At 72.9% G+C, this 15324-nt stretch carries 12 protein-coding genes; 8 read left to right on the top strand and 4 right to left on the bottom strand.

Annotated elements, in window-relative coordinates:
* Positions 1–19: 19 nt before the first annotated feature.
* Positions 20–862, bottom strand: a complete 843-nt coding sequence (gene mltG / locus ACPXCS_RS16785; protein ID WP_425950423.1) for an endolytic transglycosylase MltG — start codon at positions 860–862, stop codon at positions 20–22.
* Between the two features lie 43 nt (positions 863–905).
* Positions 906–2708: an ABC transporter ATP-binding protein gene (locus tag ACPXCS_RS16780; protein ID WP_425950421.1), complete on the bottom strand. Its 1803-nt coding sequence runs from the start codon at positions 2706–2708 to the stop codon at positions 906–908.
* Positions 2709–2834: 126 nt separating this feature from the next.
* Between ACPXCS_RS16780 and ACPXCS_RS16775 the strand changes: the two genes are divergently transcribed.
* Positions 2835–3284 (top strand): MarR family winged helix-turn-helix transcriptional regulator, encoded by a 450-nt coding sequence (locus tag ACPXCS_RS16775; protein WP_425950419.1) that lies wholly within the window; start codon positions 2835–2837, stop codon positions 3282–3284.
* A 129-nt stretch (positions 3285–3413) separates the two neighbouring features.
* On the opposite strand, the gene ACPXCS_RS16770 is transcribed toward ACPXCS_RS16775, so the two are convergent.
* Entirely contained in the window at positions 3414–5018 is a 1605-nt protein-coding gene (locus ACPXCS_RS16770; RefSeq protein ID WP_425950417.1) for a peptide-N4-asparagine amidase, read from the bottom strand.
* Between the two features lie 199 nt (positions 5019–5217).
* Here ACPXCS_RS16770 and ACPXCS_RS16765 point away from each other — a divergent pair, with 199 nt between their 5' ends.
* From ACPXCS_RS16765 to ACPXCS_RS16750, 4 genes are all read left to right on the top strand, one after another.
* On the top strand, positions 5218–7023 hold the full coding sequence (locus tag ACPXCS_RS16765) for an ABC transporter ATP-binding protein (RefSeq protein WP_425950415.1): 1806 nt from the start codon (positions 5218–5220) through the stop codon (positions 7021–7023).
* Positions 7020–8801 (top strand): ABC transporter ATP-binding protein, encoded by a 1782-nt coding sequence (locus ACPXCS_RS16760; RefSeq protein ID WP_425950413.1) that lies wholly within the window; start codon positions 7020–7022, stop codon positions 8799–8801. Before ACPXCS_RS16765 ends, ACPXCS_RS16760 begins: the two co-directional genes overlap by 4 nt.
* A 193-nt stretch (positions 8802–8994) precedes the next feature.
* Complete coding sequence (locus ACPXCS_RS16755; RefSeq protein WP_425950411.1) at positions 8995–9465, top strand: DUF5709 domain-containing protein; 471 nt, start codon at positions 8995–8997, stop codon at positions 9463–9465.
* Positions 9466–9500: 35 nt separating this feature from the next.
* Positions 9501–9746 carry a type B 50S ribosomal protein L31 gene (locus ACPXCS_RS16750; RefSeq protein ID WP_010040933.1) on the top strand — a complete coding sequence of 82 codons (246 nt, stop codon included), beginning with the start codon at positions 9501–9503 and terminating at the stop codon, positions 9744–9746.
* A 124-nt stretch (positions 9747–9870) separates the two neighbouring features.
* On the opposite strand, the gene ACPXCS_RS16745 is transcribed toward ACPXCS_RS16750, so the two are convergent.
* Positions 9871–10665, bottom strand: coding sequence for a metal-dependent hydrolase (locus tag ACPXCS_RS16745; RefSeq protein ID WP_425950409.1), 795 nt, complete (start codon positions 10663–10665; stop codon positions 9871–9873).
* Positions 10666–10810: 145 nt separating this feature from the next.
* On the opposite strand from ACPXCS_RS16745, the gene ACPXCS_RS16740 reads away from it, so the two are divergent.
* From ACPXCS_RS16740 to ACPXCS_RS16730, 3 genes are all read left to right on the top strand, one after another.
* Positions 10811–13324 (top strand): DEAD/DEAH box helicase, encoded by a 2514-nt coding sequence (locus tag ACPXCS_RS16740; protein WP_425950408.1) that lies wholly within the window; start codon positions 10811–10813, stop codon positions 13322–13324.
* Between the two features lie 37 nt (positions 13325–13361).
* Positions 13362–14234 (top strand): acyl-CoA thioesterase, encoded by an 873-nt coding sequence (locus ACPXCS_RS16735; protein ID WP_425950406.1) that lies wholly within the window; start codon positions 13362–13364, stop codon positions 14232–14234.
* Between the two features lie 129 nt (positions 14235–14363).
* The gene (locus ACPXCS_RS16730; RefSeq protein ID WP_425950481.1) at positions 14364–15260 is read left to right on the top strand and encodes a DMT family transporter; all 897 of its coding nucleotides are present in this window, start codon (positions 14364–14366) and stop codon (positions 15258–15260) included.
* Positions 15261–15324 lie beyond the last annotated feature (64 nt).

Raw genomic sequence — 15324 nt, 5'->3', positions numbered from 1 at the left:
GGGCGCTTCCCCGCGTTCCTCAGGGGCGCTGGGCCGGGCTCTTGGCGCGGTGGGCGTTGAACTCGGCGACATTGCGGGTGTGCTGGCGGTAGTCGGCGGTGAAGCGGGTGTCGCCCGGGCGGACCGTGACGAAGTAGAGCCAGTCGCCCGGGGGCGGGTTGACGGCGGCGCGCACGGCGTCCTCGCCGGGGTTGTCGATGGGGGTCGGCGGCAGGCCCATGCGCTGGTACGAGTTGTACGGGCTGTCGATCCGGGTGTCGCTCGCCGTGGTCCGCAGGGTGGAGCGGTTCAGGGCGTAGTTGAGGGTGGAGTCCATCTGCAGCGGCATGCCGCGCTCCAGGCGGTTGAAGATCACCCGGGCCACCTTGCCCATGTCCGCGCGGGTGCCCGCCTCCGCCTGGACGATGCTGGCGATGGTGACGGCCTGGTACACGTTCATGGCGTTGCGCTGTGCCCCGGCGGCGATGGGAGCGCCGTTGAACTTCTGGTTGGCCGTGTCGACCATGAGCCGCAGGAGCTGCTCCGGCGTCGTCTTCTCCCGGAGCGGATAGGTCGCCGGGAAGAGGTATCCCTCCGGGTTGCCCTCGGCGTCGTTCGGCAGCTTCAGCATCGCCTTCGCGAGGGACTTCTTCGTGCTTCCGGCGGGCAGGGCGAGGGCCTTGTCGACGGCGGCGTAGACCTGGCCGGCGCGCCAGCCCTCGGGGATCACCAGGGTGGTGGGGCGGCGGTCCTCCTCGGGCGCCAGGGTCAGCAGCGGCACCGCCACGGCGGTACCGACCACGACGGCCCCGGTCACGACGAGGGCGATCCGGCCCCGGCGCGTCAGTCGAATCGTGCTCCGTGGCGGAGTGTTCTTCTGCATGCGGGCACGGTAACCCGCATATCCCCACAAACCCGGCATATTTTCATCTTGTCGGCTCCAGTTGGGCGTCCCGGCGTACGAGCGCCGCGTACCGGCCGTCCCGCGCCAGGAGCTCCTCGTGCGTGCCGCGCTCGACGGCCCGGCCCGCGTCCAGGACGACGATCTGGTCGGCGCCCCGGACGGTGGAGAGCCGGTGGGCGATGGTGAGGGTCGTACGGTTCGCCGACAGGGCGTCGATGGCGTCCTGGACGGCGGCTTCGGTGCGGGTGTCCAGCGCGCTGGTGGCCTCGTCGAGGATGAGCACCGGCGGGTCGCGCAGGATCGTGCGGGCGATGGCCAGGCGCTGCTTCTCCCCGCCGGAGAAGCGGTGGCCGCGTTCGCCGACGACGGTGTCGTACCCGTCGGGCAGGGACGCGATGTGGTCGTGGATCTGGGCCGCCTTCGCCGCCTGGTGCAGTTCCTCGTCGGTGGCGTCGGGCTTGGCGAAGCGCAGGTTGTCGGCGACCGAGGCGTGGAAGAGGTACGTCTCCTGCGAGACGACGCCGACCGCGCGGGCCAGGGTGTCGAAGTCGAGGTCGCGGACGTCGACCCCGTCGAGCGTGACCCGTCCGTCGGTGACGTCGTAGAGCCGGGGCACCAGGTAGCCGAGTGTGGACTTGCCGGCGCCGGTCGGACCGACGAGGGCGAGGCTGCCGCCCGCCGGGACGGTGAGGTCGATGCCGTCGAGGACCGGGGCGCCCTGGTCGTCGTAGCCGAAGGAGACGGCCTCGAAGCGGACCTCGCCCTTGATCCGGTCGAGGCGGACCGGGTCGGGGCGTTCGGTGATGTCGATCGGCAGGTCGAGGTACTCGAAGATGCGCTGGAAGAGGGCGAGCGAGGTCTGGATCTGCACGCCGGTCGACAGCAGGCTCACGGCGGGGCGGAACAGGCCCTGCTGGAGCGAGACGAAGGCGACGATCGTGCCGATGGAGACCTCCGGGCCGCCCGTCTGGAGGGCCATGCCGGCGGTCCAGTAGATGACGGCGGGCAGGGCGGCCATGACGATCGTGATGACCGCCATGCGCCACCGGCCGGCCATGTTGGACCGCACCTCCAGGTCGACGAGTTCCTCGGACTCGTCGGCGAAGGACTTGGTCAGCGAGTCGGAGCGGCCCATCGTGCGGCCGAGGAGGATGCCGCTGACGGAGAGCGACTCGGTGACCGTGGCGGCCATGGCGGCCATCTGCTTCTGGCGCTGGGTGGTGATCTTCCGGCGTTCGTTGCCGACGCGCCGGCTGATCCACACGAACACCGGGAGCAGCAGCAGCGAGACGACGGTCAGGCGCCAGTCCAGGGCGATCATCGCGACGATCGTGGCGATGACGCTGGTGGCGTTGGAGACCAGCGAGGTCGCGGTGGAGGTGACGGTGGCCTGCATGCCGCCGATGTCGTTGGCGATGCGGGACTGCACCTCGCCGGTGCGGGTGCGCGTGAAGAACGCCAGCGACATGCGCTGCAGACGGCCGTAGACCGCGGTGCGCAGGTCGTGCATGACGCGCTGGCCGACCGTCGTGGAGATCAGGGTCTGCAGCACGCCGAAGACGCTGGTGAGGACCGCGCTGAGGATCATGCCGAGGGCGAGCAGGCTGAGCAGGCCGGTGCGCCCCTCGGGGATGGCGACGTCGAGGATCTCCTTCAGCAGGAAGGGCGTGGCGACCGAGACCAGCGACGCGGCGCCGACCAGCAGGCCGACGACGGCGAGCCGGCCCCGGTAGGGGCGGAAGAGCCGGAGGATGCGGCGGACCTGCCGGGGCTGATCCTGCCCCCCGGCGGGTGGGGTCCACGGGGCTTCACGGTCGGGATGCATGGGCTCCTTCGAAGGTGGTCGGGCCGGCGGGACCGCGGCGGGTGCGGCCCCGGCGCCGGGGCGGGTCGGATCGTAGCTCATTGTTACCTATACTCACAATGAACATCATCCTGATATTGTTCCCGCATGACCACGCCCGATTCCGACGGCCTGCTCGCCGAGCAGTTGCTGCGGCTCACCCGCCGGGTGCACCGCATCCAGAAGCGGCACCTGGAGCAGCGCGACCTCGGCATCACCCCGGCCCAGTCCCGGCTGCTGCGCACGCTCGCGCACTGGGGTTCGCCGCCGCGCATGGCCGACCTGGCCGAGCGCCTGGAGGTGGTGCCGCGGGCCGTGACGACGCTGGTCGACGGGCTGGAGGCGAGCGGGAAGGTGCGGCGGGTCCCGGACCCGGCGAACCGCCGGGTGATCCGCATCGAGCTCACCGACGACGGGCGGGCCGCGCTGCGCGAGCTGCGGGCGGTGCGCCGGTCGGCGGCGGAGGAGATCCTCGCGCCGCTGACGGGGGATCAGCGCGAGGCGCTCGGGGAGCTGCTGGACACCCTCGTCGACGGCGCCCCCGTGCAGTCCTGCTGACCCGGTCGGATCCGGCAGCCGCCGCGGCCGCCGCCGGTTCCGCCCGGCGGCGACCGCGGCCCGCGTCCGCACCGGCCGGCCCGTTCAAAACACGGGCTTGCGGGCGTGCGGGCTTGCGGTGTCGGCGCGTCAGCAGCGGGCGCGGTCCTCGGTGAGCACCCCCTGCACGGTGGTCAGCGTGCGGTCGTGGCAGCCGTGCGAGCCGTACAGCCGGTGGCGCTCGCTCGTGGTGCCGACCGCGTGCCGCTGGTCGCGGGGCACGTTCGCCGTGTAGGTGGCGTCCCCCGTGTAGGTGTCGTCGAGCCGTGACCATCCGGTGCGCCGGGCGCCGCGCGTCTCGACGGTCGTGGCGCGGTCGCCGAGGGTCAGCACGGTGCGCAGCCGGTCGCCCGCGCCGAGGGTGGTCGTGCCGTCCATCGTGTAGGTGCGGTGCGTACGCGTGGTGCGGCCGTCGACGCTCACCGACTCGGCGTCGGTCCAGGTCGCTTCGAGGGCGTCGCCGGTCTCGCCGTCGGTCCAGCGGTGCGCGGAGGTGTGGGCGAGCCGGCGGCCGACGGTGGTGTGGACGCGGCCGTGCGAGGTGTCGACGTAACCGGCGACCGTGAGGCGGTGGGCGCCCTCGGTGTCCACCCGGTGCTCCGGACCGGGCGTGTAGGAGGAGGAGCCGGTGAGGTCGCCCTCCCGGTGCGCGGTCAGCCCGCCGGTGACGTGTGCGCGCCGCTCGTCCTGCCAGACCAGGACGTTCACGGGGGTGCTCCAGCCGGCCCGGCCCTCGGGCACACCGACGACCGAGACCTCGACGCGGTGCGGGCGGCCGTCGTTGAGGAGGCCGGCGAAGGGGGTGAGGTCGTAGGTGATCGGCTTGACGTCGAAGGCGCGCGGGCCGGGGATCACGTACCACAGGAACGGGTTGGACCAGCCGCCGGTCCACACGGTCGGGAAGGGTGTGGCGATGCCCGCGAGCCGGCCGTCGACGCGGATCTGCACCTCGCGGTAGGGGCCGCGGTCCGCCCGGCAGGAGTACGGCGCCGGGTCGGGCACGCTCAGGTACCAGTACTCCTCGCAGCCGCCGCCGGAGCCGGTCGCGTACACCTCGGCGACGACGCGTTCGCTGTTGCGCGGGGTGGTGAGGGTGGTGCCGCCGTCGAGGGTGAGGACCCGGTCGGGGCTCGCGGGGCCGGGGCGGCCCGGGTAGAAGGTCAGCGTCACCTCGACGTCCAGCACGCCGGTGTAGGTGTCGTCGACGACGTTCCCGATGAGCATCTCGACGTCCTGGCTCCGGCGGAGGGTGTCCCCGTAGCGCGTGACGTCCTTCTCCACGGACCACGCGATGCCGTCGGGCGAGGGCTGCGGTGTCGAGGTGCGCAGGATCTCGACCCCGCCGATGCTGAGGTGGCCGAGCCGGTCGTACTGACGCCCCTTCACCTTGCCGTCCAGCCGCAGCACCACCTTGCTCCAGCGGTCGCCGCAGCCCTCGGGCGGGGTGTACGTGCCGCGGTAGGGGGTGAAGTCACGGAACTGCGCCCGCGCGACGGTGACGTCGCAGGACTTCCCGGACGGCCTCTCGACGGGCGGGGCGGCCGTGACGGGGTCGTGCCAGTCGGTGCCGAACTCGGCGGGGGCGTCGGCGGCGTGGGCGGGGGCGTCGGCCGCGTGGGCGGGCCCGGTCCCCGGGAGGGTGCTCGCCAGGAGGGTCGCTCCGGCAAGCATGGACATGACGATCCGTCTCTTCATGGGCGGTGTTCTACGGGGAGTCCGGCGCCCGCGCAATGCGCAACGGCCCCTCGGAGCGGCCCGGTTCCCGCCCGTGTCGGCCGGTTCCGATCGGTGGACGGAAAACCTGTTGCCTCCGACCACGCGGCGACGCGAACCTGTCACGGTTTGCTGCCTTCCGCCTTCCCCCCATCCCCCTGACACGAGCCACTGGGACGTCATGCAGATTCAAGACCTTCCGTATCCCGACCCGGGCGTGCCCGACGCGCGTTCGGGGCCCCGATTCCTGTGGTGGCTCTTCAGGAATCAGCTGGGCGGTCAGCTGAAGTCACTGGCCTGGGGGCTGCTGCACTTCGCCTCCGTCGCCGCGCTGCCGTTCTGCGTCGGTGTCGCCGTCCAGGCGGTCGTGGACCGCTCCGGATCACGACTGGCCCTGGCGGGCGGCCTGCTGGCACTGGCCTGCGTCGGCAACGCGGTCGGGGACACCTTCCTGCACCGCACCGCCATCACCAACTGGATCACGGCGGCCGCCCGCGTCCAGCAGCTGCTCGCCCGCAAGGCCGCCGCGCTGGGCTCGGCGCTGACGCGGCGCGTCGCGGCCGGCGAGGTCGTGGCGGTGTCCACCGGTGACGTCGAGAAGATCGGCTGGTTCGTCGAGGCCCTCTCCCGGTTCACCGCGGCCCTCGTCACCATCGTGCTGGTCTGCGCCGCCCTGCTGGTCTACCAGCCGGCGCTCGGCGTGGTCGTCGCCGTGGGCCTGCCCGCGCTGGCGCTCGCCGTGCTGCCACTGCTGCCCCGCGCCACCCGGCGCGCCGACACCCAGCGCGAGAAGGCCGGACGCGCCACCGAACTCGCCTCGGACACCGTCGCCGGCCTGCGCGTGCTGCGCGGCATCGGCGGGGAGGAACTGTTCCTCGACCGCTACCGCCGCGCCTCCCAGGAGGTCCGCCACGCGGCCGTGCGCAGCGCCCGGATGTGGTCCCTGATCTCCGCGATCCAGGTCCTGCTGCCGGGTCTGCTGCTCGTCGCGGTCGTCTGGCACGGGGTGGGGCTGGCCCGCGAGGGCCGGATCACCGTCGGTGAACTGGTCACCGTCTACAGCTCGGTGATGGTCCTCACCTATCCCCTGCGGCACTTCGAGGAGATCGCCATGGCGTACTCCTTCTCCCGGCCCTCGGCCAAGCGGGCCGCGGGGGTGCTGTCGCTGGAGCGGGCCACGGACACCGCCGGATCGCGCGGCGCCGAGGTCCCCTCGGGCGACCTGTACGACCCGCAGACCGGACTGCTCGCGCGCGCCGGGCTGCTGACCGCCGTGGTGTGCGGCGACCCGGACGCGGCGGGCCGGCTGGCCGAACGGCTGGGCGGGCACCCCTCCCAGGAGGGCGTGCCGGTGCTGCTCGGCGGGGTGCCGCTCGACGACCTGCCGCTGGACAGCGCCCGGACGGCCGTCCTCGTCCAGGACAAGGACCCGGTGCTGCTGTCGGGCACGCTGCGCGAGCTGCTGGACGTACCCGCCTCGGGCGGCGTCGAGCCCCGGCAGGCGCTGGCAGCCGCACAGTGCGACGACGTGCTGGCCGCGCTGGTGCAGGGCTCGCTGGACGCCGCCGACCCCATGGACGCGCGGATCACCGAGCGCGGCCGGTCCCTGTCCGGCGGCCAGCGGCAGCGGCTCGCGCTCGCCCGGTCGCTGATCACCGACCCGGAGGTGCTCGTCCTGGACGAACCGACCTCCGCCGTCGACTCGCACACCGAGGCCCGGATCGCCCAGGGCGTACGGGCGTTGCGCGCCGGGCGCACGACCGTGGTGTTCACTTCCTCCCCGCTGCTGCTGGACCGCGCCGACCGGGTGGCGTTCCTGCACGAGGGCGAGGTCGTGGCGGTGGGCACCCACCGCGAGCTGGTGCACACCGAACCCCGCTACCGGGCCGTGGTCACCCGCGAGACGGCCGACGAGGTCGCACCGGGCGGTTCCGTCGCCCTGAAGGACGTCCTGCAGGAACTGGAAGAGATCGAGGAGAAGGCATGATCGGCGTCGCGCCACCGGCGTACGACCCGGCGGCCCCGACGACGGCGAGCACCCTGCCCGTCGGCGCCCCGGCCACCGTCCGCGCCTACGTGGCCGAACTGCTGCGGCGGCACCGCCGTGCGTTCCTGCTGCTGGTCGCCGTCAACACCACGGCCGTCCTCGCCTCGATGGCCGGCCCGTGGCTGCTGGGCGGGCTCGTGGAGCGGGTCTCCGACGGAGCCCGCGACCTGCGGCTCGAGCTCACCGCCGGGCTGTTCGTGGCGGCCCTGACCGTGCACGCGGTGTTCGTCCGTCAGGTGCGGCTGCGCGGGGCGATGCTGGGCGAGCGGATGCTGGCGGACCTGCGCGAGGACTTCCTCGTGCGCTCGGTCGGGCTGCCGCCGGGCGTGCTGGAACGGGCCGGGACCGGCGACCTGCTGTCCCGGATCACCACGGACATCGACCGGCTGGCCAACGCGATGCGCGAGGCCGTCCCGCAGCTGTCGATCGGCGTGGTGTGGGTGGTCCTGCTGATGGGCGGGCTGGTCGTCACCGCGCCGCCGCTGGCACTCGCCGTGCTGCTCGCGCTGCCGCTGCTCGTCGCCGGCTGCCGCTGGTACTTCCGCCGGGCGCCGGCCGCCTACCGTTCGGAGGCCGCCGGGTACGCCGCCGTGGCCGCCGCGCTCGCGGAGACCGTGGACGCCGGCCGGACCGTGGAGGCCCACCGCCTGGGCGAGCGCCGGGTCGCCCTGTCGGAGCAGCGGATCCGGGAGTGGACGGCCTGGGAGCGCTACACGCTCTGGCTGCGGTCGGTGCTCTTCCCGGTCATCAACGTCACCCACGTGACCGTGCTGGCCGCGGTCCTGCTGATCGGCGGGGTGTTCGCCCTGCACGGCTGGATCGACGTCGGCCAGCTCACCACCGGCGCGCTGATCGCGCAGATGCTGGTCGACCCGGTCGGCATGATCCTGCGCTGGTACGACGAGCTGCAGGTGGCGCAGGTGTCGCTGGCCCGGCTCGTCGGGGTCCGGGACATCGAGCCGGACGCCGGGGACGCCGCGGTGGTGCCCGAGGGACGCCAGGTGCGCGCCGACCGGGTGCACTTCGGCTACCTGGAGGGCGTCGACGTCCTGCGCAAGGTGTCCCTGGAGGTCGCCCCCGGCACCCGGCTGGCCCTGGTCGGCCCCTCCGGTGCGGGCAAGTCCACGCTGGGCCGGCTGCTCGCCGGGATCTACGCGCCGCGGGACGGCCGGATCACCCTGGGCGAGGCCGAGCTGTCGAGGATGCCCGCCGAGCGGGTCCGCGCGCACGTGGCCCTGGTCAACCAGGAGCACCACGTCTTCGTCGGCTCCCTGCGCGACAACCTCCGGCTCGCCAGGACCGGCGCGGTCGACGCCGAGCTGTGGGCGGCGCTGGGCGCGGTCGACGCGGACGGCTGGGCCCGGGCCCTCGACGACGGCCTGGACACCGAGGTCGGCTCGGGCGGCCTGGCCCTGACCCCGGCGCAGGCCCAGCAGATCGCCCTGGCCCGACTGGTGCTGGCCGACCCGCACACGCTGGTCCTGGACGAGGCGACCTCCCTGCTCGACCCGCGCGCGGCCCGCCACCTGGAGCGCTCCCTGGCCCGGGTCCTCGACGGCCGCACGGTGGTCGCCATCGCCCACCGGCTGCACACCGCGCACGACGCCGACGTCATCGCGGTCGTGGAGAACGGCCGGATCAGCGAGCTGGGCAGCCACGACGAGCTGGTCGCGGCGGACGGGGCGTACGCGGCGCTGTGGCGGTCCTGGCACGGCTGAGCGGGCCGGGACGGGTGCGGGCGCCGGTGGCGCCGTGGCGTTGCGCGGTCCCGAACCTCGGTGGAAGGCTGGAAGCAGGCACCGGCACGGGGAACCCTCCGGGACCGTCGGTCGCGGGCGGCGCCGATGCCTGCGGCGGCGGCCCGGCGCGGGCCCCGGCAGACGGGCCCGTCCCCACCCCCTGGAGGTATCCGTGAACAGCTCCGACGGCTGGGGAGACGACGTCTACCAGCCGGACCAGGACGAGCAGAGGGAGGACACGGGGGTGCTCGACGCCGAGGACACCCTGGAGTACGACGGCGTCGACGATCCCCTGGACCGTGGCTGGTCCCCGCCCGAGCGGCCGTGGGCCGTCGAGCACCTCGGGGTGACGGCGGCCGAGCGGCTGCGGGGCGAGACGCTGGACCAGCGGCTCGCCGAGGAGCTGCCGGAGGACGCCGCCCAGGACGGCGACGGTCTCGGGGACTGGGCGGGCGGCGACGGGGAACTCCTGGACAACGAGGTCGGTGCCGCCCGCTCCGGCCGGCTCGTCGCCCCGGACGAGGGCGCCCACGAGGACGAGGAGGCCGCGCTGGTCGCCACGGACGTGGGCATCGACGGCGCCGCGGCGTCGGCCGAGGAGGCAGCCGTGCACATCGTCGACGAGGACACCCTGCCCGGCTGACCGCAGTACCGATTCCAGCGGCCCGAGGAGCATCCATGCAGCAGGACAAGCACCCCGACTACCACCCCGTCGTCTTCCGCGACCGCGCCGCCGGCTACGCCTTCCTCACCCGGTCCACGGCGACCAGCGACCAGACCATCGAGTGGGACGACGGCGAGACCTACCCGGTCGTGGACGTGGAGATCTCCTCGGAGAGCCACCCCTTCTACACGGGCAAGGCCCGCACCGTGGACTCGGAGGGCCGGGTCGCGGCGTTCGAACGGCGGTACGGGGGCGGGTGAGCGCCGCAGGCCGGTGGGCGCCCGGGGCCAGATGACCGTTGCCGAAGTCAGGTGACGTTGCCGGGGTCGGATGAACGTTGCCGGGGTCAGGTGACGTTGCCGGGGTCGGATGACGTTGCCGGGGTCAGATGACGTTGAGGGCCGCCGCGCAGCCCACCCCGCCCAGGAGCATGAACGCCGGCATCAGGACCCGGAGCTCGACCCAGCTGCCCGCCCGGAACCGCATGAACTTCGGCGGCCCGACCGGGTACCAGCGCTTGCGCCCGACCGGGATGGGCCACAGGACCGGGCAGCCGGAGACGGTCAGCGCGTCCCCTATGTCGTGCACGATCGCGCCCAGCACCACCGGCAGTCCCAGCCACAGGTACTCCTGGCCCGGATCCGTGAACAGCCAGTCGGCCCCGTTGCCCGGCTTGTCCAGCACGCCCGCCAGGATCCACGCCGTGGCCGCGGCCAGCAGCCAGACCAGCACGTCGGCGCTGGAGCCGCGGGTCGCCCGCCACAGCAGTCCCTCGATGGCGAGGACCAGGTGCACGAAGAGGATGGCGAGCACGCCCCAGCGGTCACCGGTGACCGCCGCGACCGAGGTGCCGAGGCCGATCAGGACCGCCCACAGCCAGGTGTGCGTGAGCGTGCGGTGACCGCCCGAGCGGCGCGGGTCACCCTGCTTCTTGGTCGCCTTGTAGACGGCGTACGACAGCTTGTCGACGACCTCGCACAGCCAGCGCGACAGCGGTCCGAAGGCCCGGGAGATGGTGGCCGCCTTGTGGTCCAGGTCCGGGGCGAGGGCGGCTCCGGCGCAGATCAGCGCCCCGGCGAGGAGGACCGGCCAGGGCATCGGCTGCCCGGCGGCGGCCACGGCCGCACCGACCCCGAGCCAGGCGGCGGCGCCCGACAGTGAGTGTGCTGGTCCCATCATGGCCGTGGCCCGCCCCATTCCTCGTGTGCCGCTGTCCAGTTGGCCGGGTGCGCGGACGCGTCACCGGCGCCCCAGCGTAGCGTTCGTGATCTTCCGGCCGGCAGCCGATTCCCGGTTCGGGCACCCGGCCGGGCAAGATGGGGGCGTGACCCTCATCGATCAGCTGCCGACGACCGCCGACCCCGACGCCCTGTACGAAGCCTTCGAGTCGTGGGCCGGCGAGCGGGGGCTCACCCTCTACCCCCACCAGGAGGAGGCGCTGATCGAGGTGGTCTCCGGCGCGAACGTGATCGTGTCGACGCCCACCGGTTCCGGCAAGAGCATGATCGCGGCGGGTGCGCACTTCGCGGCCCTGGCCCGTGACGAGGTCACCTTCTACACGGCTCCGATCAAGGCACTGGTGTCGGAGAAGTTCTTCGAGCTGTGCAAGATCTTCGGCACCGAGAACGTCGGCATGCTCACCGGCGACGCCTCGGTCAACTCCGACGCTCCCGTCATCTGCTGCACCGCCGAGGTCCTGGCGTCGATCGCGCTGCGCGACGGCAAGGACGCGGACGTCGGCCAGGTCGTGATGGACGAGTTCCACTTCTACGCCGAGGGCGACCGCGGCTGGGCCTGGCAGATCCCCATCCTGGAGCTGCCGCAGGCGCAGTTCGTGCTGATGTCGGCGACGCTCGGCGACGTCTCCTTCTTCGAGAAGGACCTCACCCGCCGCACCGGCCGCCCCACGGCGGTGGTCCGCTCGGCGACCCGTCCGGTGCCGCTGTCCTACGAGTACCGCTACACGCCGCTCACGGAGACGCTGACCGACCTGCTGCAGGCCCGGCAGGCGCCCGTCTACATCGTGCACTTCACGCAGGCGCAGGCGGTGGAGCGCGCGCAGGCGCTGATGAGCATCAACATGTGCTCGAAGGAGGAGAAGGAGCAGATCGCCGACCTGATCGGCAGCTTCCGCTTCACCACCAAGTTCGGCCGCAACCTCTCCCGTTACGTGCGGCACGGCATCGGCGTCCACCACGCCGGCATGCTGCCCAAGTACCGCCGCCTCGTGGAGAAACTCGCGCAGGCCGGTCTGCTGAAGGTCATCTGCGGCACGGACACGCTCGGCGTCGGCGTCAACGTCCCCATCCGCACGGTGCTGTTCACGGCCCTCACCAAGTACGACGGCACCCGCGTCCGCACGCTGCGGGCCCGGGAGTTCCACCAGATCGCGGGCCGTGCCGGCCGGGCGGGCTACGACACGGAGGGCTTCGTCGTCGCGCAGGCCCCCGAGCACGTCGTGGAGAACGAGAAGGCACTCGCCAAGGCCGGGGACGACCCCAAGAAGCGCCGCAAGGTCGTCCGCAAGAAGGCCCCGGAGGGCTTCGTCGCCTGGTCGGAGCAGACCTTCGAGAAGCTGATCACCTCCGAACCGGAGCCGCTGACCTCCCGGTTCCGGGTGACGCACACGATGCTGCTGTCGGTGATCGCCCGCCCCGGCAACGCCTTCGAGGCGATGCGCCGGCTGCTGGAGGACAACCACGAGCCGCGCAAGCAGCAACTGCGGCACATCCGCCGGGCCATCGCCATCTACCGTTCGCTGCTGGACGGCGGCATCGTCGAGAAGCTCGACGAGCCGGACCCGACCGGCCGGATCGTCCGGCTCACCGTCGACCTCCAGCAGGACTTCGCGCTCAACCAGCCGCTGTCCACGTTCGCGCTCGCCGCGTTCGAGCTGCTGGACCCCGAGTCGCCGTCGTACGCGCTCGACATGGTGTCCGTCGTGGAGTCGACCCTGGACGACCCGCGGCAGATCCTCGCCGCCCAGCAGAACAAGGCGCGCGGTGAGGCCGTGGCGCAGATGAAGGCGGACGGCGTCGAGTACGAGGAGCGCATGGAGCGCCTCCAGGACATCACGTACCCGAAGCCCTTGGAGGAGCTGCTCTTCCACGCGTACAACACGTACCGCAAGAGCCACCCCTGGGTCGGCGACCACCCGCTGTCGCCGAAGTCGGTCATCCGGGACATGTACGAACGGGCGCTGTCCTTCACCGAGTTGGTGTCCCACTACGAGCTGGCCCGCACCGAGGGCATCGTGCTGCGCTACCTGGCCAGCGCCTACAAGGCCCTCGACCACACCGTCCCGGACGACCTGAAGTCCGAGGACCTGCAGGACCTGATCGAGTGGCTGGGCGAGATGGTGCGCCAGGTCGACTCCAGCCTGCTGGACGAGTGGGAGCAGCTGGCCAACCCGGAGGAGATGACCGCCGAGGAGGCCCAGGAGAAGGCCGACGAGGTCAAGCCGGTCACCGCCAACGCGCGCGCCTTCCGCGTCCTGGTCCGCAACGCCATGTTCCGCCGCGTCGAACTGGCCGCACTGGACCACGTCCGGGAACTGGGCGAGATGGACGCGGAGTCCGGCTGGGACGCCGACGCCTGGGGCGAGGCCATGGACAAGTACTGGGACGAGTACGACGACCTCGGCACCGGCCCCGACGCCCGCGGCCCGAAGCTCCTCGTCATCGAGGAGGATCCGGCGCACGCCCTGTGGCGGGTCCGGCAGATCTTCCACGACCCGAACGGCGACCACGACTGGGGCATCAGCGCGGAGGTCGACCTCGCCGCCTCGGACGCGGAGGGCCGCGCGGTCGTGCGCGTCACCGACGTCGGCCAGCTCTGACCGGCCGGGCAGCAGCGAGCACAGGAGAATCCCACCCATGACGACGAACCCGGCCGACCGGCTGGTCGACCTGCTCGACCTGGAGCAGATCGAGGTCGACATCTTCCGCGGCCGCAGCCCGCAGGAGTCCCTGCAGCGGGTCTTCGGCGGGCAGGTGGCGGGCCAGGCCCTGGTCGCCGCCGGCCGCACCACGGAGGGCGACCGCCCCGTCCACTCGCTGCACGCCTACTTCCTGCGCCCCGGCCGCCCGGGCGTGCCGATCGTGTACCAGGTGGAGCACGTGCGTGACGGGCGCTCCTTCACCACGCGGCGGGTCACGGCCGTGCAGCAGGGCCGCACGATCTTCAACCTCACCGCCTCCTTCCACAAGCCGGAGGACGGCGGCTTCGAGCACCAGCTGCCCCCGGCCCGCGAGGTCCCCGACCCCGAGTCCCTGCCCACGGTGACGGACGAGATCCGCGAGCACCTCGGGGCGCTGCCGGAGCAGCTGGAGCGGATGGCCCGCCGCCAGCCCTTCGACATCCGGTACGTGGACCGGCTGCGCTGGACCGCCGAGGAGGTCCGGGACTCCGAGCCGCGCAGCGCCGTGTGGATGCGCGCCGTCGGGCCGCTCGGCGACGACCCGCTCGTGCACACCTGCGCCCTGACCTACGCCAGCGACATGACCCTGCTGGACGCCGTCCGCATCCCGGTCGAACCGCTGTGGGGGCCGCGGGGCTTCGACATGGCGTCGCTGGACCACGCCATGTGGTTCCACCGCCCGTTCCGCGCGGACGACTGGCTGCTGTACGACCAGGAGTCTCCCATCGCGGTCGGCGGCCGTGGTCTGGCCCGCGGCCGGATCTACGACCGTGAGGGCCGGCTGGTGGTGTCGGTCGTGCAGGAGGGGCTCTTCCGGCAGCTGGGCTGACGCGCGGCCACTGGGCAGGGCGATGCCCCGGCCGGACGGCTCCGATCGCGCCCGCGCCCGGATCCGGTGACCATGGCTGGAGACGGTCCAGCCGGCGTCACACGCCCGCCGATCCGGGAGGTGGCCACGCTGCACTCCGTGCTCCCCGTGCTGTTCGCGGTCTGCGCGGCCCTGAGCAACGCCGTCGCGACGGTGTTGCAGCGCAAGGCGGCGCTGACCGTGCCACGCTCCGAGGGCCTGCGGGCCGGGCTGATGCTCGATCTGCTGCGCCGGCCCGTCTGGCTGGCCGGCATCGTCACGGTGATCGGCGCCGCCGTCTTCCAGGCGCTGGCCCTGGCGACCGGACCGCTGACGATCGTGCAGCCGCTGTTCGTGCTGGAACTGCCGCTCACCCTGGTCGTCGCCTCCCTGCTGATGCACCGGCGGCTGCCGCGCTCGGGCTGGCTGGCCGTGACGGTGGTGGTGGCGGGGCTGGCGATCGCCCTCGCCGCCGCCTCCCCCTCCGGCGATCGCACCCATGTGGAGCTGGAACGCTGGATCCCCGCGCTCGCCGTCTGCGCGGGCGCCGTCGTCGGCCTCACCCTCGCGGCCCTCGGACGACCGGAGGGCCGCGCCCGGGCGGCCTGCCTGGGTGCCGCGACGGCCATCAGCTACGCGGTGACCGCGGCCCTGATGAAGGCCGCCACCCACATCCTCGACGACCAAGGACTCACCGGATTCCTCACCGCCTGGCAGACGTACGCCTTCGCCGCGACCGGGGTGTGCGCGCTGTTCCTGCTGGAGAACGCGATGCAGGCCGGCCCGCTGGTCGCCTCCCAGCCCGCGCTCACCCTCGGTGACGCCTTGGTGAGCCTCGCCCTCGGCATCCTGCTCTACGAGGAGACGATCCGCTCGGGCTGGTGGCTGCTGCCCCAGCTGTTCGGTGTCGCGCTGATCGCCGCAGGGGTCCTCGCGCTGGCGCGGATCCCGCTCACCCAGTCGCTGGTGGCCCCGGACGAGGAGCGGCGTGCGGTGGACGCACCCTGAGGGCTTGACGGGATCGGGAGAGGCGGCGAGAGACCGGTCGGGGCCGGGACCGATGGTGGTGCCG

This window comes from Streptomyces sp. DT190 (assembly GCF_049846985.1).
Taxonomy (GTDB): Bacteria; Actinomycetota; Actinomycetes; order Streptomycetales; family Streptomycetaceae; genus Streptomyces.
The sequence above is the reverse complement of the archived record's forward strand: the minus strand, read 5'-3'. Positions and strand labels throughout refer to the sequence as shown.

Excerpts from the sequence above, each read along its gene's own strand:
- mltG (WP_425950423.1), bottom strand. The coding sequence starts at position 862 with ATGCAGAAGAACACTCCGCCACGGAGCACGATTCGACTGACGCGCCGG.
- ACPXCS_RS16780 (WP_425950421.1), bottom strand. The coding sequence starts at position 2,708 with ATGCATCCCGACCGTGAAGCCCCGTGGACCCCACCCGCCGGGGGGCAG.
- ACPXCS_RS16775 (WP_425950419.1), top strand. The coding sequence starts at position 2,835 with ATGACCACGCCCGATTCCGACGGCCTGCTCGCCGAGCAGTTGCTGCGG.
- ACPXCS_RS16770 (WP_425950417.1), bottom strand. The coding sequence starts at position 5,018 with ATGAAGAGACGGATCGTCATGTCCATGCTTGCCGGAGCGACCCTCCTG.
- ACPXCS_RS16765 (WP_425950415.1), top strand. The coding sequence starts at position 5,218 with ATGCAGATTCAAGACCTTCCGTATCCCGACCCGGGCGTGCCCGACGCG.
- ACPXCS_RS16760 (WP_425950413.1), top strand. The coding sequence starts at position 7,020 with ATGATCGGCGTCGCGCCACCGGCGTACGACCCGGCGGCCCCGACGACG.
- ACPXCS_RS16750 (WP_010040933.1), top strand. The coding sequence starts at position 9,501 with ATGCAGCAGGACAAGCACCCCGACTACCACCCCGTCGTCTTCCGCGAC.
- ACPXCS_RS16745 (WP_425950409.1), bottom strand. The coding sequence starts at position 10,665 with ATGATGGGACCAGCACACTCACTGTCGGGCGCCGCCGCCTGGCTCGGG.
- ACPXCS_RS16735 (WP_425950406.1), top strand. The coding sequence starts at position 13,362 with ATGACGACGAACCCGGCCGACCGGCTGGTCGACCTGCTCGACCTGGAG.